This window comes from Novosphingobium sp. PhB165, from assembly GCF_004341845.1.
Lineage (GTDB): Bacteria > Pseudomonadota > Alphaproteobacteria > Sphingomonadales > Sphingomonadaceae > Novosphingobium.
On the sequence record NZ_SLVB01000008.1, the window covers coordinates 180548 to 200528 of the forward strand.

15 protein-coding genes are annotated in these 19981 nt (G+C 64.7%); 5 read left to right on the forward strand and 10 right to left on the reverse strand.

Annotation, left to right across the window (positions count from 1 at the left end):
* Positions 1-20 precede the first annotated feature (20 nt).
* Entirely contained in the window at positions 21-1031 is a 1011-nt protein-coding gene (locus EDF56_RS21100) for a FecR domain-containing protein (protein WP_132391234.1), read from the reverse strand.
* Entirely contained in the window at positions 977-1576 is a 600-nt protein-coding gene (locus tag EDF56_RS21105; RefSeq protein WP_132391236.1) for an RNA polymerase sigma factor, read from the reverse strand. Before EDF56_RS21105 ends, EDF56_RS21100 begins: the two co-directional genes overlap by 55 nt.
* Before the next feature lie 257 nt (positions 1577-1833).
* Between EDF56_RS21105 and EDF56_RS21110 the strand changes: the two genes are divergently transcribed.
* Positions 1834-4308 (forward strand): TonB-dependent receptor, encoded by a 2475-nt coding sequence (locus tag EDF56_RS21110; protein WP_207904835.1) that lies wholly within the window; start codon positions 1834-1836, stop codon positions 4306-4308.
* The gene (locus EDF56_RS21115; protein WP_243652750.1) at positions 4308-5828 is read left to right on the forward strand and encodes a CehA/McbA family metallohydrolase; all 1521 of its coding nucleotides are present in this window, start codon (positions 4308-4310) and stop codon (positions 5826-5828) included. Before EDF56_RS21110 ends, EDF56_RS21115 begins: the two co-directional genes overlap by 1 nt.
* A 214-nt stretch (positions 5829-6042) precedes the next feature.
* Here the strand turns inward: EDF56_RS21115 and EDF56_RS21120 are convergent, their stop codons facing one another.
* Entirely contained in the window at positions 6043-6402 is a 360-nt protein-coding gene (locus EDF56_RS21120) for a hypothetical protein (RefSeq protein WP_132391240.1), read from the reverse strand.
* A gap of 229 nt (positions 6403-6631) precedes the next feature.
* On the opposite strand from EDF56_RS21120, the gene EDF56_RS21125 reads away from it, so the two are divergent.
* Positions 6632-6886, forward strand: coding sequence for a hypothetical protein (locus EDF56_RS21125; RefSeq protein ID WP_132391242.1), 255 nt, complete (start codon positions 6632-6634; stop codon positions 6884-6886).
* On the opposite strand, the gene EDF56_RS21130 is transcribed toward EDF56_RS21125, so the two are convergent.
* From EDF56_RS21130 to EDF56_RS21150, 5 genes are all read right to left on the reverse strand, one after another.
* Positions 6883-8022, reverse strand: coding sequence for a hybrid sensor histidine kinase/response regulator (locus EDF56_RS21130; RefSeq protein WP_132391244.1), 1140 nt, complete (start codon positions 8020-8022; stop codon positions 6883-6885). The two genes, EDF56_RS21125 and EDF56_RS21130, sit on opposite strands and share 4 nt — an antisense overlap.
* Positions 8019-8624 carry a chemotaxis protein CheB gene (locus EDF56_RS21135; protein ID WP_132391246.1) on the reverse strand — a complete coding sequence of 202 codons (606 nt, stop codon included), beginning with the start codon at positions 8622-8624 and terminating at the stop codon, positions 8019-8021. Before EDF56_RS21135 ends, EDF56_RS21130 begins: the two co-directional genes overlap by 4 nt.
* Positions 8621-9445: a CheR family methyltransferase gene (locus EDF56_RS21140; RefSeq protein ID WP_132391248.1), complete on the reverse strand. Its 825-nt coding sequence runs from the start codon at positions 9443-9445 to the stop codon at positions 8621-8623. The genes EDF56_RS21135 and EDF56_RS21140 overlap by 4 nt, the downstream gene beginning before the upstream one ends.
* A complete protein-coding gene (locus tag EDF56_RS21145; protein WP_132391250.1) occupies positions 9446-12865 on the reverse strand; it encodes a response regulator in 3420 nt (1139 codons plus the stop codon). It abuts the gene before it with no gap.
* Between the two features lie 212 nt (positions 12866-13077).
* On the reverse strand, positions 13078-14022 hold the full coding sequence (locus EDF56_RS21150; protein WP_165912303.1) for a LysR family transcriptional regulator: 945 nt from the start codon (positions 14020-14022) through the stop codon (positions 13078-13080).
* Between the two features lie 107 nt (positions 14023-14129).
* Between EDF56_RS21150 and EDF56_RS21155 the strand changes: the two genes are divergently transcribed.
* On the forward strand, positions 14130-15341 hold the full coding sequence (locus EDF56_RS21155; RefSeq protein ID WP_243652751.1) for an HlyD family secretion protein: 1212 nt from the start codon (positions 14130-14132) through the stop codon (positions 15339-15341).
* On the forward strand, positions 15338-16870 hold the full coding sequence (locus EDF56_RS21160; protein ID WP_132391254.1) for a DHA2 family efflux MFS transporter permease subunit: 1533 nt from the start codon (positions 15338-15340) through the stop codon (positions 16868-16870). Before EDF56_RS21155 ends, EDF56_RS21160 begins: the two co-directional genes overlap by 4 nt.
* Before the next feature lie 49 nt (positions 16871-16919).
* Here EDF56_RS21160 and EDF56_RS21165 read toward each other — a convergent pair whose 3' ends face one another.
* On the reverse strand, positions 16920-18644 hold the full coding sequence (locus EDF56_RS21165) for a ShlB/FhaC/HecB family hemolysin secretion/activation protein (protein ID WP_132391256.1): 1725 nt from the start codon (positions 18642-18644) through the stop codon (positions 16920-16922).
* Positions 18641-19981 (reverse strand): MBG domain-containing protein (locus tag EDF56_RS26055; protein ID WP_279389728.1); only part of this gene is annotated, 1341 nt, incomplete at its 5' end. The genes EDF56_RS21165 and EDF56_RS26055, both read right to left, overlap by 4 nt.

The following is a 19981-nucleotide window of genomic DNA, read 5'->3' on the forward strand; positions in this document are numbered from 1 at the left end:
GGCCTTGCGACAGCTTCATGTCATCCACCGCCAGTCGGCGAGGGAGCGGAGACGAGCTGGATCTTGCCATCGTGCCAACGGTGCTGGATGCCGAAGCCGTCTTCCAATGAACGCAGGAAATCGTCTGGCTGGCTGATCCGGAATTCGCCGCCCAGCCGCGTCGATGCAATGGCGGGCTCAGCCACCACGATCGAATAGGGCAGGTAGCGATTGTATTCGGCAACGGCCTGACCCAGCGTCATGCCGTTGAACACGATCCGGCCGCCCTCCCATGCCGTGGCATCGGCGGCGACCTGCGGATCCAGCGGCTCGATCGACAGTCCGCTACCGCGTGCCACGGCCACGTGGCCGCTGCCAATCGTGTAGGACTGCACTTTCGCACTGCCCGCCAACACCATCAGGCGCGCCGTATCCGGCTCAAGCCGCAGGCCGAACCGGCCGGGCGTCAGCTCGGCCCCGATCGCATCGCTGTGAAGGCGCAGCGCGCTGTCCCCTGCCCGGACATCGAACAGCGCTTCCCCGCGCTCAAGCCAGATCGACCGTTCGCTGCCGAAGTGCCAGCCGATCCGCGAATTGGTGTTGAGGGTGGCCGTGCTGCCGTCGGGCAGCATGATCTGGCGGCGTTCGCCCACCATGGTTTCGGCATAGGCGCGCTGGGGAACCGCGAGCCAGGCCGTGACCCCGCCCGCCGCAAGCATCGCAGCCAATCCCGCGCTCAGCGCCGTGCGGCGCGACATCGCCGAGGATGCGGCGCCGCGCGATCCGGCCTCATAGTAGGCATGTTCCGCCGCCAGCTCCGTCTGCCCGGAGGTTTCCAGAAGCCCCGGAACGCGGGGATCGGCCGTGCGGCGCCAGGTTGCGGCTGCTTGTGCGAAGGCGGAGGCATGGCGGGGATCGGCATTGCGCCAGACTTCGAAGGCCGTCTCGTCAGCCGTGCCGCAGTCAAGCGCGACAAGCCAGGCGGCGGCCTGATCGATCAGGTCGTCTCGCGACGATTCCTTATAGTATCCGTCTTGTCCGTCGCCTCGCATTGAACCGAATTCTCCGCCCCGTTTTGCCCGTCTCGCCCCGCGAGGCGACGAATCAGCAACCGCAGGCCCTTGACCAAGTGCGTCTCCACTGTGGAGACGGATATGTTCATCTTTTCCGCTACCTGCGGCGGAGGCAAACCTTCGACCCTGCGCAGATAGAGCGCCTCACGCATGCGCGGCGGCAGTTCCTGCATGGCGGAGACAACGCGGTCAAGCTCGGAGCGATCCGCGGCCACGACATCGGGCGTCGGTTGCTCATCCGCGATCTCTGCCCGGTGCAGCAAGGCGGCATCGCCGATCCGCACCACGTCGGCCCGGCGTGCCTTCTCGATTGCCAGATTGCGGATGATGCGGACGGTGAAGGCGTGGGGATTGGCGATGGAACGCCAGTTATCCAGCGCGAACAGGCGGGCGTAGGCCTCCTGCACCAGTTCTTCCGCATCGTCGGCATTACGCACGATGCTGGCCGCATAACGGCGGTGACGGTCACGATGGAGGAAGACGTGATCGGCGAACCACACGTCGATGTCGCGCAGCCACGCCATAGCTTCCCGTTCACTCCCTCATGCGCTCCGTGGGGGTCCGGGTAGCGGGGCGATATGACATCTGGCTGACACTCGGCTCCCGGCCCGGACGAAATATTTTTTTGCCGCCGCTAGCGGAAAGCGATCCCCTCCACGTCCTCCCCTCGAATGCCGCGAACCGCTTCGCCCGAACCTGCGAAGCGGCGGGGCAAACGCGTGCAAGGGCCCATTCGGCTTCTTCCGAATGGCGCTGTTTCAGTGAGTTAAGGGGTAATTCCATGCGATCGTTACTGCTGACATCTTCTCTCGTTGCTCTGGCGATTGCCGCCCCTGCCCGTGCGCAGGACGCCGCTCCCGCGCCTGCCCCTGCTGCCGATGCAGACAAGAGCGGCTACAACGAAATCATCGTCACCGGCCGCGCCGGTACCGGCGAACTGACCAAGGCGCAGACCAGCTATTCGGTCACCAATATCGACGAGGAAAAGCTTCGCCTCCAGGCGCCCACCAGCGTCACGGAATCGCTCAAGTCCGTCCCCGGTTTCTGGGTCGAAGCATCGGGCGGCGAGGCCAGCGGCAACGTGCGCGCACGCGGCGTGCCGGTGGATGGCTTCGGCTCGATCCAGCTTCTGGAAGACGGCATGCCCGTCCAGCACGATCCGGCGCTGGGTTATCTTAATGCCGACCAGGCGTTCCGCCTCGATGAAACGATCGACCGCGTCGAAGTGGTGCGCGGCGGTCCCTCGGCGCTGTTCTACTCCAACGCACCGGCCGGTGCCGTGAACTACATTCCGCGTCAGGTGGGCGATACGCCCGAAGGTCTGGTGAAGCTGTCGGTGGGGGCGGACAGCCTTTACCGCGCGGACTTCTGGGTCGGCACCCCGATCGGCGACGGCTGGAAACTGGCCGCCGGCGGCTTCTACCGGGCCGAGGACGGCGTGCGCGATCCGGGCTTTACCGGCAATCAGGGCGGCCAGATCCGCGCCACGCTCTCGCGCGACTGGAGCAACGGCCACTTCAGTCTCGACGTCAAGCGGATGGATGACAAGGTCATCTTCTACACCGGCATTCCGATGACTTACGACAACGACGGCAATATTGTCGCGGTGAACGGCTTCAGCGGCCACACCGGTACTGTTGCCGGTCCCGAAACGCAGCTGATCAAGATGATCCAGGGTGACGGGAGCACTTATACTTTCGACAATACCGAAGGCACTCACGTCAAGCGCACGCAGATCTCGGGCAAGTTCGATTTCGAACCGGCCGACGGCTGGCGCGTCAGCGAGGCGATGCGCTACAACGACACCTGGACCCAGCGCAACGGCGTCTATCCCAACTCCATCCAGACCGCGCAAAGCCTGCTCGACTCCTCGTCGTCGCTGCTGTCGCTGGTGCCCGGCGCAAGCGCGCTGGGGCTGCGCTACACCACCAGCGGCGAGATGTTCGACACCGCGAACCAGAACGGCAACGGCCTGGTCATCGTCGGCGGCCTGCGCGGGATCACCATGCCGGTGAAGGAATTCATGAGCGACACGCGCATCGCCCACAAGTTCGACATGGGCGGAACGACACACAACGTGACCTTCGGCTACTATTACGCGCACCTTGACGAGAGCTTCAGCCGCTATTCCTCGACCGCGCTGCTCGACGTGCAGGACAACGCCCGCCTGCTCGACCTCGTCGGGCTCGACAGCACCGGCAAGGTGATCTCGCCGATCACCGACAACGGCATCTATCGCTACGGATACGAGTGGGAAGACGCGCATGGCCAGCAGACCACCAACGCGCTTTACCTCACCGACGAGTGGCAGATCACGCCTGCCCTGCGCATCGACGCCGGCGTGCGGTGGGAAACGATGAATACCCGGGGGACCGTCGGGCTGAAGAGCACCGTGAACCTCGGCACTTTCGCCACATCGAACATCCTGACCGGCAGCGGTGTCTATGCCAATTACGACGACACCTTCAGCCATGCCACGTGGACGGCGGGCGTGAACTACCAGTTCAACGACCGTTCCGGCGTCTTCGCGCGCTACACTTACGCCAACCGCCTGCCTAGCCTTGGCAACTACGTCACCAACGCCACCGCCACGCCCTATATCCAGACGATGAGCCTTGGCGAAGCCGGCTTCAAGTATGCCAGCCCGCTGGTCGAATTCTACGCGACCGGCTTCTGGACGCGTTACAACAACGTCAGCTTCACCAACTACATCTTCGACCTCAACGGCTCGAGCACGAGCCAGACGCTCTACGCCGATACGCAGACCTTCGGCCTCGAACTCGAAGGCACGCTGCGTCCCACCTCGTGGTTCGACATCTCCGGCACGGCGACGCTTCAGGATCCGCGCTACAAGGGCCTGACCTATACCGACAACACCGGTGCGCTAAACGATTTCGACGGCAAGCGCCTGATCCGCGTGCCGATCACCAGCCTTCGGGTCGTGCCGGGCTTCAACTTGCTGGATAACCGCCTGCGCCTTCAGGGATCGGTGGAATACGAAGGCGCGCGCTACGTCGATACCGCCAATTCGGTGAAGCTGCCCGCCTATACCACCATCAACCTGAGCGCGAGCTTCGCGGTGAACGACCGCCTGACCGTCTATGGCTATGTCGACAACGTGAACAATTCGCTGGGCCTGACCGAGGGCAATCCCCGCGCGGGCGAAGTCCAGAACGGCGAGGCCGGGGCCAGCGTGTTCATCGCCCGTCCGCTGCTGGGCCGCAACTTCCGCGCCTCGGTCCTGTACAAGTTCTGATGGCCTTGAGAGCCCTTGCTCGCTCCGTCCTGCCGCTGCTCCTTGTCATGGGAGCAGCGGTTCCGGCCACGGCCACTCCCGATGAGGCCAGCGCAGACGCGGCCGTTCGTCCTTTCGCAACGCTGACCGGCACGATGACGCGCGCCGATCACGAGCATTACCGCGAGCTACCTTTCACCCTGCCCGCCGGCGTGACGCGGCTGACGATCCGCTTCAGCTACGAAGGCAGGGATCAGAAGGCCGCCATCGACATGGGGCTGATCGACCCCCAGCGCCTGCGCGGCTGGAGCGGCGGTGCGCGCAGCGCCATGACGCTGGCCGAAGCCGACGCGACGCCGGGTTACCTCCCCGGCCCGCTTCCTGCAGGCAAGTGGCATCTCCTGCTGGGCGTGCCGAACTTGCGCGTCGGCGCGCAGGCCCCGTGGAAAGCCGAGATCTTCGTCGAACGCGGCCCCGCCGTGACCTCGTTCGCCGACGCGCCGCTGAGCGACAAGCCCGGCTGGTATCGCGGCGACCTGCACATGCACACCGGCAACAGCGACGGCAAATGCAGCGCCCAGAGCGGCAAGCGGGTGCCCTGCCCGGTCTACCGCACGCTGGAAGCCGCCGCTGCGCGCGGGCTCGATTTCATTGCAGTGACCGACCACAATACCACCGCGCAATATGACGCCCTGCGCGAACTCCAGCCCGCCTTCGACCAGTTGCTGCTCGTGCCCGGCCGCGAGATCACGACGTTCTACGGCCATGCCAATGTCTTCGGCATCACCGGCCCGCTGGACTGGCGCATGACCGCACCGAGCTGGGCCGAGGCGCGCAAGTGGATAGAGGCGGCGAACCGGGCGGGCGGCATCGTTTCGCTCAATCACGCAGGATCGCCCAGCGGAGAGAACTGCATGGGCTGCGGCTGGCGGGTTCCCGACGTCCCGCCCAGCGCGATCGGCGCGGTGGAAGTGGTCAATGGGGGAACGATGGCGGAAACGGGTCGGCCGGACAGTCCCAATCAGGGCATCGGCCTGTGGGACCGACTCCTTGCCACCGGGGCGCATGTCACCGGCATCGGCGGCAGCGACAACCACGACGCTCCGCCAGCGGACAAGCTGCCCAACCCGGTCGGCACGCCGACGACAGTCGTCTACATGAACGAGCTTTCCGTCCCCGCCTTCCTGGCGGGCATCCGTTCCGGCCGCGTCTTCATCGACATCGACGGCACGGGCGGGCGCATGCTCGATCTTGCCGCCAGTGCGCAGGGCAAGACGGTCCACATGGGCGGAACGCTTGAAGTGGCCGCAGGCGGCGACGTCAGCCTCACGCCGCAAGTGGAAGGCGTCGCGCAAGGGACACTGGCACTGCTGGTCGACGGCGTGGCGGCCCCCGATCTCACGCGCAGGATCGATGGCACGGACGGCGCAATGACGTGGCGCAGCGACGGCAAACGACACTGGATCCGCGCGGAAGTCCGCGATGGCTCCGGCAGACTGATCCTGCTCGGCAATCCGGTCTATATCGCTCCGGCCCACTAGGAGGGGTGGGGGACAAATCAGCCGTCACGGCAAAATTGTCCCCCGCTCGCCATCCGACCCAAAGCCCGTCATCCCCGCGAAGGCGGGGATCCCGCTTCCTGGCGCGAAACGCGGGGTTGCAAAGAAGCGGGGCCCCCGCCTTCGCGGGGGCGACGGGGCTGGGAATTGATGGCTAGCGTCTTGCCGGGCGCCCCGCCGTATCGCCGCGCCGGGCTCACTGATAGCGCAGCGTCTTCTCGAACCCCTCGTTGGCCTTGGTCATCTTGGCCAGCTTCCTGAGCTGACCGCGCACATGCCGCTCGAACCGGGCGTCGTCATAGATGCCCGTCACCCGATATTCGTCCTGACCGATCAGTTCCTTCAGACGCTTGGCGAAAGCGGCCTGATCGTTTGTGCAGTCCGCATCCTTCAGGCACCGACAGACCCACTCCTCGGCCGCTGCCTTGTCGTAATCGTCCTGTGCCTCATACCCGCGCCTGTCTGCGGCGGCCTGATCCAGCTTCGCAGCCTCGAACCGGCGCGCCAGCCATTTGCGCACCTGTTCCCCATCCCATGCCTTTGCCGGATCGCTCATCACATTCTCCAAACTTTGGCGGCCATAGCCCAAACTCACAGGAAAAGGACAGAAACGAAGTCCGCAATGCGCAGCCGGCCCGGAACCAGATTGAACCGAAAAGGAGCCAATATTTCAGCGCTCTCCGCCAAGCGACGATTTTTCGATTCTATGAGGTGTAAATACCGGAAGCGGCGCGAAGAAATTGTCGCGCGGCGAAGGGTAGCGACTACCTTGAAGGAATCGAGCGATGCCCACGATGCAGGACAAGCGACAGGACTTTCTCTGGCTCGTGCAACTCTGGATCCAGCGCGAGAGAGACATCACCGGCTGGACGGCAACCTGCGGCGATGCCGTCGCGGCCAGCTATCGCATTCCGGCATCCATGACCGCGCGGGATGCCGCTTTTGACTTCATGTCCTTCAACAGCGAGGCCTTCCGCGGCGACATCGAAAACAAGTGCCCCGCGTGGATGATGGGGCTGGACGATCCCCGCTATTGCTAGGGGAGAAGGTCCGCCCGCCTCGGTATCCGGACGGTGAACACGCTGCCCTTGCCCACGCCGCCGCTGGCCACGGTGATCGTTCCGCCGTGCAGGGCAAGCAGCTGATGCACCAGAGCGAGGCCGACCCCAAGCCCGCCCGCCGCGTGTTGCCGGTGATCGGGAACCTGCACGAAAATCTGGAAAATCCGCGACTGCATGTCGGCCGGAATGCCCACGCCGTTATCGGCGACCTCGATCTCCACGTGATCTGCCGCCGCGCGGGCCCGTAGCGAAATCTCGCCGCCCTTCGGCGTATATTTCGCGGCATTGTTGAGCAGGTTCGCAACGACTTGCGCCAAACGGGTGTGGTCGGCCTCAAGCCAGACTGGCTCGGCTGGAATGTCGGTGGTGAACCGGTGCCCGGCACTTTCCAGATTGTTCCGGCACCCCTGGATGGCAGAACGCAGGATGGTCTGGAGTTCGATGCGCTCCTTTTGCAGCGAAATCTTGCCCTCGCTGATACGCGCGGTGTCGAGCAGATCCTCGATAAGGCGCGAGAGGTGGAATATCTGAAGCTCCATGCTCTCGCGGATCGTCACGCTCTCGTCCGCCGAGCGGCGCTGCAGGAGTTGCAAGCCGGAACTGAGCGCCGCCAGCGGGTTGCGCAATTCGTGCCCCAGCACCGCCAGGAACTCGTCCTTGCGCCGATCCACTTCCTGAAGCGCCTGCGAGGCCGCTTTCAGTTCGTCGCGCTGTGCCGCCACCAGCTGGCGCTGGCGGTGGAGTTCGAAGAAGACATTGGCCTTGCTGCGCAGGATGTCCGCCTCGATCGGCTTCTGGATGAAATCGACGGCACCTGCCTCATAGCCCCGGAATCGGCGCTGTTTGTCGGCGCTTCCGGCCGTGACGAAGATGATCGGAATATGCCGCGTACGCTCGCTGCCGCGCATGAATTCGGCAAGTTCGAAACCGTCGACTTCGGGCATCTGCACATCGAGAAACGCCAGCGCCACTTCGTGTTCGAGCAGCAATTCAAGCGCCTCGTCCGCCGAGCGGGCGGTCAGCAGGACCAGTCCGTCTCGCTTCAGCAGCGCCGCAAGCGCGATGAGGTTCTCATCAAGATCGTCGACCAGCAGAAATTTAACCGGGGGAGTCATGCGCCCTCACCCTTCCCGACTTCCAGGAGAAAGTCCGCGATCCCGGCCAGCGACAGCACGCGCGCCTCGGGACATTCGGACAGCGCCGCCAGCGGCATCGCATCCGCATAGGCAATCGAGGGGTCTTCCACGAGCACGATGCCTCCCGCTTGGGCAATGGCGCGAAGTCCGGCGGCTCCGTCCTGGTTCGCGCCGGTAAGGACGATCCCGACAAGCGCACCGCCATAAGCGTCCGCCGCGCTTTCGAACAGCACGTCAATCGCCGGACGCGAATGGAGGACCGCCTCGTCGCTCGACAGCGACAGCGTGCCCCCGGCCTCCACCAGCAAGTGGTAATCCGGCGGCGCGAAATAGGCGGTACCGCCCAGCACCGGCTCCTTGTCCTCGGCCTCGCGCACGGCGATCCGGCATTTGCCGGCGAACAGCGGCGCCAGCATGTTGCCGCCGTCCGCCGGGATATGGACCACGATCAGGATCGGCAGCGGGAACGTCGGCGGCAGCGCGGGCAGGACCTCCGAAAGCGCCTGAATGGCGCCAGCCGAGGCGCCGATCACAACTGCGCGGGGAATGGGGGGACGAGGGATGGGAATATCGGCCGTCATACCTCGCGCTTTCTGTAGATTTTTTCCTCGCGCACGAAGTCGCTGAAGGCGTCGGCATGGGCCGAAAAGCGCATGCTTTCCTTGGCGCCCAGACCCATGAAGCCGCCGCGGATCAACGAATCCCGGAAAAGGCCAATGGCACGGTCCTGCAACTCGCGGTCGAAATAGATCAGCACATTGCGACAGGAAATCAGGTGCATCTCCGAGAATACGGCATCGGTGACCAGACTGTGGTCCGAGAATACCACACGATCCCGCAGGCTCTTGTCGAAAACGGCGTTGCCATAGGCCGTGCTGTAATAGTCCGACAGCGACGACCGGCCGCCCGAGGCACGGTGGTTTTCGGTGAACGTCCTGATCCGGTCGAGCGAGTAGATCCCGCGCGAGGCCATGTCGAGCGCGTCCTGGCTGATATCGGTCGCGTAGAACAGCGTCCGTTCCTCCAGCCCTTCCTCGCGGAACAGGATCGCGAACGAGTGCAGTTCCTCCCCCGCGCTGCACCCGGCGATCCAGACCTTGAGCGAGGGGTAGGTGCGCAAATGCGGCACCACTTTCTCGCGGATCGCCTTGAAGTACGACGGGTCGCGAAACATCTCGCTGACCTGGACCGTCAGAAAGCTCAGCAGCCGGGGCAGCATGGCCGGATCGTGCAGCAGGGCTTCCTGAAGTCCTGAAAACGTCTCGAACCCAAGCTGCCCGCGCGCCTGACGCAGGCGGCGGCGCAGCGACGCCTGCGAGTATTTGCGGAAGTCATAGTGGTAGCGCTGGAACAGCGCTTCCAGCAGCAACCGGATCTCGATATCCTCGACCGCGTCCGACATTTAGCGCGGCATCCAGACGCGGACAAGTGACAGCAATTTGTCGACATCGAGCGGCTTGGCCATGTAGTCGTTCGCGCCCGCCTCGATGCAGCGCTGCTGGTCGTCCGGCATGGCCTTGGCCGTCAGCGTGATGATCGGCAGCTTCTTCCAGCGCGGATCGGTCCGGATCTCCCGCGTCGCCGTCAGCCCGTCCATCACCGGCATCATCACGTCCATCAGCACGAGGTCGATGGCCGTGCCGCCGTCAGCGGCCGATTTCTCCAGCTTGTCGATCGCGTCCCGCCCGTTCCTGGCAACCTCGATGATCGCGCCGCGCGGTTCGAGGATGTTGGTCAGCGAGTAGACGTTGCGCACATCGTCCTCGACAAGGAGAATCCGCCGTCCTTCGAGAATGGCGTCGCGGCTCCGCGCCTGCTGGATCATGCGCTGCTGTTCGGGCGGCAGCTCGGTCACCACCTGGTGGAGGAACAGCGTCACCTCGTCCAGCAGTCGCTCCGGCGAACGCGCACCCTTGATGATGATCGAATCCGAATAGCGCCGCAGCCGCTGTTCGTCGTCGGGCGACAGGTCGTGCCCGGTATAGACGATCACCGGCAGGACGCCGTGGCGGCCTTCCTTTTTCAGCGTCTCCAGCAGCGCGAAGCCCGATGCATCGGGCAGGTTCAGGTCGAGCACCATGCAATCGAAAGTCTCGCGTTCAAGCCGCTCCAGACATTCCGCCGCGGTGCCCACGCCCACCGTCTCCACGCCCGCCGTGGCGAGCAGGCTGGCGACGGCGTCGCGCTGCACCTGATCGTCCTCGACGATGAGGACGCGGCGCACGCTCTGCGCCATCTTGGCGGCAAGCGCCTTGAGCACTTCGACCAGCTCGTCGCGCTTCACCGGCTTGACCAGATAGCCGATCGCCCCCAGCGACAGCGCGGTCTGGGCATGGTCGCTCGCGGATACGACGTGGACCGGGATGTGCCGCGTGGCCCCATCGCTCTTGAGGTGATCCAGTAGGACCAGCCCCGATTGATCCGGCAGGCCCAGATCGAGCACCACGGCATTGGGCTTGAACTGACGCGCCAGTTCGAGCGCTTCGCCTGCGGTTCCCGCGACCAGACACTGGAAACCCAGTTCGCGCGACAGATCGCGCACGATGCCCGCGAAGCTTCCGTCGTCCTCGACCACCAGCAGGATCCGGTCGGCGGCACCAAGCCGCTCGCGGTCGTCCTCCACCCGGCGCGGCAGTCGCGCCGGAGCCTTGGGGACTTGCGGTTCCACGCGGCGGACCACAGGCGTGCCCGCGGCGATTGCCAGCCCCTCGCTGCGCGGCGCGGCCGCCGGGTCGAGCGACAGCGGGATAGACAGCGTGAAACGGCTGCCTTCGCCGGGCTTGCTCTCCAGTTCGATTGCCCCGCCGAGCAGTCGCGCCAATTCCCGTGAAATCGACAGGCCCAGCCCCGTCCCGCCATATTGGCGGCTGATCGTGCCATCTGCCTGACGGAAGGCTTCGAAGACTTCGCGCTGCTGGTCCTCGGCGATGCCGATGCCGGTGTCACGCACCGAAATGGCGAGCCGATCCGCGCCGCCGCGTGCAATCGAAAGATCGACCCGTCCCGCTTCGGTGAACTTGAACGCGTTGGACAGCAGATTCTTGAGGATCTGGTCCAGCCGCTGGCGATCGGTATCGATCGTGTCGGGACAATCGGCGGAAACGGCAATGCCGAATTCCAGCCCGCGCTCACTCGCCACCGGCTCGAACAGCTGCCGCATGTCGGTCACCAGCCGGTCGAGCGCAACAGTCTCCGGCCGGACCTGGACGTGACCGGCCTCGATCTTCGAAAGGTCGAGGATATCGTTGATCAGCGCCAGCAGGTCATTGCCCGAGGACTGGATGGTAACGGCATATTTCACCTGTTCTTCGGTGAGATTGCCCGCCGGATTGTCGCCCAGCAGCTTGGAGAGGATCAGCAGCGAATTCAGCGGCGTCCGCAGTTCGTGCGACATGTTCGCAAGGAAATCGGACTTGTAGCGGCTGGCCCGCTCCAGTTCGCTGGCCTTCTGTTCGACCGCCGTGTTGGATCGTGCAAGGTCGTCGCGCTGGCTCTCCAATTGCTGCGCCTGCTCTTCCAGCTGGGCATTGGTCTGTTCCAGCTCCACTTGCTGCTGTTCGAGCCGGACCTGCGATTCCTTGAGCGCGCGGCCCTGCTCTTCCAGTTCCTCGTTGGAGACGCGCAGTTCCTCGCTCTGGACCTGAAGCGTTTCCGACTGGCGCTGCGTCTCCTCCAGCAGGTTGCGCAGTTCGGTGCGGAACCTTGCGGAGCGCAAGGCGACGCCGATGGGCGCCGAAGCCTCGGACAGGAACGCCACGGCCAGGTCATCGACAGGGCCCAGGAAGCCAAGTTCGATCACGCCGTGGACCGCCTCGTCCGCGCAGACCGGCGAGATCACCAGATGGCGCGGCTTGTCGTGACCCAGCCCCGATCCGATGGTCAGATAGCCGTCGGGGATATCGCTCAGCACCGTATGTTCGCGCTCGGCGACGGCGCGGCCGAGCAGGCCGTCCTTGATCGTGAAACTCTCCAGCACGCCGGCCTCGGCAGGCACGCCCAGCGTCGCCACCCGCTGGTAGCGGGCGCCGTCGCCCGCATAAATGGCGCCGCCCTGTGCATCGAGGAACTTGCTGAGGAACGTGAGAATGTTCTCGCCCAGTTGCCCGGTCGAAGGGTCCCCCAGCATGGCCGCGGCAAGCTGGGCCTGCCCCGCCTGAAGCCATTGCTGCCGGTCCCGCGCAATCGTCGCGCGACGAAGCAGGAACGCGATCACCAGCGTCAGGGCAATGCCCAGCACGGTCGAGAGCACGCCGCTGGTCCAGGCGCTCTTGTAGGCGCCGTCCATTTCGTCGAGCCTGAGCTGGCGCAGCCGCAGTTCTTCCTGCTGCATCTCGCCCAGCTGGGCACGGATCGCATCCATCTCGATCTTGCCGCGATCTGTGGAGACGACGGCAAGCGCCGCGTCGCGGCCCTGCTGGCGGCGCAAGTCGATGGTCTGGCCCAGCTCCGCCAGCTTGGAATCGGTGTGACGGCGAAGCGTCGCCAGTCTCGCCTGCTGCGAAGGGTTGTCCCGGGTGAGCGCACCGATGGCATCAAACTTGGAACCGAGCCGGGTAACCGCCGCCGTATAGGGCGCGAGATACTCCTCGTTGCCCGTCAGCAGATAGCCGCGCTGGCCGGTTTCGGCATCCTGAATGACGGAAAGGAGTTCGTCGAGCGAGGCGATGACATCGTGCGAATGCGCGATCTTGCCCGTATCGTCGCGCAGCATTTCGATATTACGGAAGGCCACCGTGCCGCTGATGAGAAAAAACAGCACCACGGCCACAAGGCCCAGCCACACCCGGCCATCGAGACCGGATTTTGGCCCGGATTTTGGCATCACCCTCTCGGGCGCCTGTGAAGGCGACATTTTCCCCAACCCCCGAAATCACAGAAAATTGGCCGCGAACAGCGGCCATTCGTCCGACAAATCAAAATCGTCCGCCTGAGCGCGGACCATGCGACACCAAACGCATGAAGTCCGACATTGTTTCCCGGGCGCCGCGAAACTGCAACCCTCCCCGGCACATCGGGCGGCGGGCTACGGTTTCGTCAGCCGCCTCGCAGTTCGCAGGCCAGTTGCTCGACAAGGGTTTTCAGCCACTCCAGACCCGCATCCGATGTCGATTGCGAACGTGCGATCATGCTCATCTCGATGGCGATGCCCGGTTCGGCCGATTCCAGAATGGCGATCCCCGCGCGCTTCTGTTCGGATAGAGCAAGCTGGCGCGGGACCAGCGCGACAAGATCGGATCGCGCCACGACGGCAACCGCCGTGAAAACGTCGTAGACAATCGCAGGCGTCAGGTCCGAGCCGTGGATTTCGGCGGGAATTGTCTGCTCGGGAAGGTAGGGCGTCTCCAGACTGTCGTCCCCGGCCGAACGGGCAGGCGCGAAAGTCCGGACCGGGTCAAAGCCGATGTGCGGCAAGGCGAGGAGTTCCGCATGGGTGAGCCCCGCCGCAACCAGCGGATTTGACTGCGCGGCGATCCAGACCAGTTCCTCCCGAAGCAGGGTCCGGGACGCGATGCGCGCGGGCAGGCGCGTGAAGGCCCCCAGCGCAAGGTCGACCGTGCTGTCCTCCAGCAGGCCGAGCAAGTCCGTGCGAATGGGCATGGCGCGGAACGTGACCCCCGGCGCATGCTTGCGGGCTGCCGCGATCAGGCCGGGGATCAGCGAGGCGCAGAAGTATGTCGACGCCGCGATGGTGAACGTGCGGTTCGATGTCCGGGCATCGAAACCGCTGGGCAGGACAGCCTCGCCCAGCCGTGCCAGCCCTTCGCGGATGGCGGGAGCCATGGCGCGGGCGCGCGGCGTGGGTTGCAAGGTGCCGCCGGTCCGCACGAACAGCGGATCGCCAAGCAATTCCCGAAGGCGTCGCAGCGCATGGCTGACGGCGGACTGGGTCAGGCCCAGCCTGTCGGCGGTCCGCGTCACGCTGCGTAGTTCGAACAGAACATCGAATACCGCAAACAGATTCAGGTCGGGCTTCGTCATGAGCGCCATTCATACTGTTCAGAAATAATGTTCACTAGGCTAATAAATTGGCCTGCGCTACCTGACCGCTCCGGAGAGTTGCCGGGGGCGATTGACAGGTATGCTTCATGGAAGAGCACGGATTGAGAAACGAGCCATCAATCGCCGCTGACGGGCACGATGTGCTGGGCGACGAATGGTCCGGCGATACCGTTTCAACGCCCGGACAGGCGCAAATGGAGCAACCTCGGCAAGAACGGGTGGGCCAGCAGGAGCAGGTCAAGGGGGGATGGCTGCGGCGCGCGCGCAAGCCCTTGCTGGTCCTGATACCTCTGGCCGCCGTGATCGCCGGCGCGATGATCTATCTGGGCGGCGGCCGGTATGAGGAAACGGAGAACGCCTATCTCCAGTCCGGCCTCGTGGCGGTGAGCCCCAGAGTCTCGGGCGAAGTGGTGGAAGTGCCGGTTCGCAACAACCAGTTCGTCCACAAGGGTGACGTGCTGTTCCGCATCGATCCGGCGCCTTACCAGACCGCCGTGGCCGAGGCCGAGGCGCAGCTTGCCGGCGAAGTGGCCGAGGTACGCCGTCTGCGCGCGAACTATGCGCAGGGCCAGTCGGAACTGGCGACGGCCCGGCAACGCGCGTTCTTTGCCGACCGGGAAGCAAAGCGTCAGCACGACCTGGTGGGTGAAGGCATTTCCAGTCAGGCCCAGTACGATCAGGCGCTGCTGGCGCTCAAGACCGCCCAACAGGCGATCCAGACCGCGACGCAGCAGAATGCCGCCGTTGCGGCCTCGCTCTCGGACTCGGTCGATGCGGCGGACCAGACGCAGCCCGCCGTCCGCCGTGCCGAAGCCGCGCTGGAGCGCGCCCGGCTCAACCTTCGCTATACGACCGTTCATGCCGCGCAGGACGGCGTCGTGACAAAGGTCGACCAGTTGCAGACCGGTAGCGCCGTCACCGCCGGAAAGCCGGTCTTTTCGCTGGCGGCCACGCGCCTGTGGGTAGAGGCGAACTTCAAGGAAGACCAACTGCGCTACATGCGTCAGGGGCAGCCCGTGATCATTGCCGTGGATGCGTTTCCCGACGTCCGGCTCAAGGGCCGTGTCGCCAGCTTCAGCCCGGGAACGGGAAGCCGCTTCGCGGTCCTGCCCGCGGAGAATGCCACGGGCAACTGGGTGAAAGTCGTCCAGCGCCTGCCGGTGGAGATCGCGCTGGACCGGGTTCCGCAAGACGTGCCGATGCAGGCAGGGCTCAGCGCCACCGTAACCGTCGACACCGGCCATGAGCGCCACCTGTTCGGCCCCGATACCACCTCGCGCCCCCCCGCCCAGCGATGAGCACGGACGCCGGTCAGGCCTATCCGGACAGCACCACGCGCATTCTCATCACCGCCTCGACGATGGTCGCGTCGATGATGAATTCGCTGGATTCCACGATCGCCAATGTGGCGTTGCCGCATATGCAGGGCAGTCTCAGCGCGGCCAGCGATCAGATCACCTGGGTCCTGACCTCCTACATCATCGCCGCCGCCATCGGCACGCCGCTGACCGGATGGCTTGCGGGCCGCTACGGTCGCAAGCGATTGATGCTGTGGTCGCTTGCCGGTTTCGTGATCGCCTCGGGCCTGTGCGGCATAGCCTCGAACCTGGGCGAGCTGGTTGCCTTCCGGCTCTTGCAGGGGCTGTCCGGTGCCGCGCTGGTGCCGATGAGCCAGGCCATCCTGCTCGACATCAACCCGCCCGAACGGCATGGTCAGGCGATGTCGATATGGGCCATGGGCGCCGTGCTGGGGCCGATCATCGGCCCTGCTCTGGGCGGCTGGCTGACCGACAATTTCGATTGGCGCTGGGTATTCTTCATCAACCTGCCGATCGGCATGATCGCCTTTGCGGGCCTGTTCGTCTTTCTGGGCGAGACGCGGTCGAGCCGCGTGCGGCTGGACATTCTGGGCTTCACCCTGCTGGCCCTGACGCTCACCTGCTTCCAGCTGATGCTGGATCGCGGCCAGCAACTCGACTGGTTCTCGTCTACGGAAATCTGCATCGAGGCGACAGGCGCGGCGGTGTTCTTCAGCATGTTCCTGGTCCACACGCTCACCGCCGACGAACCGTTCATCAAATTGAGCCTGTTCGCCGACCGCAACTTCGCATCCGCTCTGGTCTTCAGTTTCTTCATCGGCGTGCTTGTCTACGGCGTGCTGGCGCTGCTGCCGCCGATGCTGGAGCAGCTCCTGCACTATCCGGTGATCCACACCGGGCTGGTGACGGCGCCGCGCGGACTGGGCTCGATGATCTCGATGCTGCTGATCGGCTCCGTCGTCCGCTTCGTCGACCCGCGTATCCTGCTGGCGGTGGGCATTTCGCTGGCAGCCTGGTCAACCCATATGATGAGCGGTTTTTCGCTCGCCATGGACGAGCAGATGATCGTCGTTTCCGGGTTCCTGCAAGGCATGGCGACCGGCATCATCTTCGTGCCGCTCTCGACGATCGCCTTCGCCACCCTGAGCCCGGCGATGCGGAACGAAGGCGCGGCCATGTTCACGCTGATCCGCAGCATCGGCTCGGCCGTGGGCATCTCGGTGCTTCAGTTCATCACGATCCGCAACGCTTCGGTGGTTCACGCGCGCCTTGTCGAAAACGTGCGGCCAGACAATGCCCAGTTGGCGCAGGCGATGCCCGATGTGGATTTCTCTTCGGCGACCAGCCTCTTGCGCCTCAATGCCGAAATCACCCGGCAGGCATCGATGGTGTCCAACATCGATACGTTCCACCTGCTCTTCATCACCGGGCTCGTGCTGCTGCCGCTGATCCTGCTGATGCGCCCGACCAAACCCTCAGGCAGTTCGCCCGCCGTTCACATGGATTGACGATACGACATGGCCGATGCCGGTCCGCCCGGCATCTTACGATCGGTCCCTAAAATCGCTGGGTCACGTTGAACAGGAAACGGGTATCGTGGCGGCAGTTGAGGCAGTCGGCCGGATCGCCGGTCAACTGGTGACTGACTTCGGGATTGAAGCTCAGCGCCTTCAGCAGGTTGAGGCGCAGCCCCAGGCCGATGGTGGAGAGATCGTTCCAGTCATAGGGGCTCTTCGTCACATCGGACGCGAAGCCGTAGTCGTAGCGGCCGTAGATCTGGAAGCCGGTGAGCCACTTGTTGGCGAGTTCGTGGCCATAACGCAGTTCGCCCCGGACGCTGAGGCCGCTGTCTCCGGTGATCGCGCCCGGCGGATAGCCGATGCCGTTGCGCGGGCCGCCGACGCCGAAGCGCTCAGTGGTGGGCAGCGGATCGTTGCTCCACTGGAAGTCCATCTGGCCGAAGACGGCGAAATGCCCAAAGACCGGTTGCAGGCGCGCAAGGCTGCCGCTGATGTAGAAGAAGTTGCCATCGGCGTTCACGCGGACCAGTCGCGGATCGTCGCGCTCGCTCGATCCCAGAACGCTCAGCCCCATGTTGAACAGAACGTCCAGCATGGTGACCGCGCCCGTGCCGTCCACCACGTCATAGGTGAAGCGTGGCTGGATCATGCGGACATGTTCGCGCGTGGGATTGCGGATGTCGTCCGGCAGGTCGGTCACGCGGTTTTCAAGGTCGCGCCAGATCAGCGAGATGCGGGCCGAGAGGTTGTCCGTGCGGGAGCGGATGATGGGCTGGAAGAACGTGATCCGGCCTTCGAAATTGTCGCTGCGGGTGTGGAAGGGGAAGACTTCCTTAGGCAGGTCGGGCTCGGACTGGCTGTACTGCGCGGCGAACTGGATGGTGTTGCCGGCGAAAGGGCCGCCGCGATTGACCGGCAGGGTAAGCGCGCCCTGCACATAGAACATGGTCTGGTCGACGATATCGCCCGCACCCGTAAGGTCGATCTGCTCACCCATGCCAAGCCGATCGTATGCGCTGATTCCCGCCGACAGCGCATAAGGGCCAAGGAAGCGAGAGCCCTGATTGTCGAAGCTGACGAAACCCTCGAACGGCAGCTGCTGCGTCACGATTTCGAGGTCGGCGGCGCCGAACGTGGTGGACGACGGACGCAGGACACTCTGGACGTTGACGCCGGGGATGTCGCCGATCAGCAGCACATTGCGCTCCAGATCCCGCGCACGCAGCGGGCGCGAGCCGGAAATATTGGCGGCAAGGTTGCGTGACAGCCGCTCGGGACGAGGCGGCGTGCCGCTGAACTCCACTTTGTCGATGAAGCCTTCGACCACGCGCAGCGAGATGCGGCCGTCGGAAATGTCCTGCGGCTCCACCACCGCCAGCGCGAGCAGATAGCCGTCGCGCCGGTAACGGGCCGTGATCTTTTCCGCCAGTGCGTAGAGGTCGCTCAGGGCCACTTCACGGCCGATCAGGTCCGTGTAGAGCGGTTTCAGGTCCTCTTGCGTGTAAACAGTCATCCCGGGGAACGAGACGTCCTTCAACACGAAGCGCACCTGCTCGGCGCCGGGCGGCGGGGCCGTGGGCGCGACCGGAGGCGGCAGTTCCTGCGCATTGTCACGCTGCGGCGGGGTTTGCGGCTCGAAACGCCGCTGCGCCTGCGGCACTTGCGCAGCGCCCGGAAGAGCTTGCGCGAAGGCACCGCCGGTGGGCGCCAGACAGCACAGCGTGAACGCGGCGCTGCCGCATGTGCGGACAAATGGCATCATCTGCGGGTCGTCCAATAGTCCGTGAGGAAACCTTGGGCCTGGCAGGCCACGGCGTCGGTCAGCGACGCGGCCGCGCAGGGCGGCGCGCCCTCGGGCCGCCGGTCGGCATGCTGGCCGGTCCGATCGTTGTCCACCGCACGCCAGTCGGTCGAGGCGGCGCCCTTTTCGATCATTACATAGCCCAGCGAATAGCTGCGCATCAGCGGATCGGGGATATAGGGATTTTCATAGCGCGTGGTGCGATAAACCGCGTCTCCCGGCGTATCCGGATCACGGCCGCGCTGGATATAGTCGATCCGCCAGGGATCGTAGGATTGCGCCGTTAACGTATCCAGCCCGCTAGGGCGTTGAACGATCGTGAACAGGCCTTCCACGAACTGCAATTCGTAATTGCCGCTGAGGAGGGACAGATTGCCTTGCCGGATCGGGAACGTGCCGATGTCCTCGCCGGGATCGCGAAGGAGCTGGCCCGTCACCACATCGATCCCATCGCCGTTTTTCAAGCCATCCACGCGATAGGTCAGCAGCGGATCGGGTTCGCCGACCACTTTGCCGTTGGGATCGGCCGTAACGATCAGTCGGGCCCGGGTAATTCCCAGCACGCCGTCCACATAAGTCAGCACATAGTTGCGGGTCGCCAGCCCTAGCGAGCCCTGCTGCACGGCATAGTTGCCCACATCCTCGCCCGGCTCGCGGTCGAGCGCGCCGTTCAGCACGGCGCCGGCCGTGTCGCCGTTGCGCAGGCCGTCCACCGTATAAGTGAACCGGGGATCCGGCGTGCCGTAGACTTTGCTGAACGTCCCTCCGGTCACCAGCAACGGGGCAGGCGTGATGGTGAAGTCGGCCGAGGTGAAGCCCAGCGTATAATTGGCACTGATAAGCCCAAGCGAGCCGAGCCGGATGGCGTACGTCTCGACATCCTCACCCGGATCGCGGGCCAGCGCGCCGGAAAGAACCGAGGCCGCGGTGTCCGTGAACTTCAGTCCGTCCACCGTGAAGCCCAGCGCCGGATCGGACGTGCCGTAAACTTTGGTGGCATCCAGCGCGGTCACATGCAGAAGGGCCGGTGTGATCGCCAGGTTTCCGTCGACATAGCGGAGGATGTAATTGGCGGATGTCAGGCCGAGCGTGCCCTGTCCGATCGCGTAATTGCCCACGTTCTCACCCGCCGTGCGGCTGATCGCCCCCGCCAGCACAGCTGCCGCGGCATCGCCGTTGCGCAGGCCTTCCACGGCATAGGAGAACAGCGGGTCCATCTCGCCGTAGATCTTGCTGTAGCGACCGCCCGTTACCGTCAGCGGGGCGGGGGTAATCGTCAGCACGCCGTCCTGCGTCTG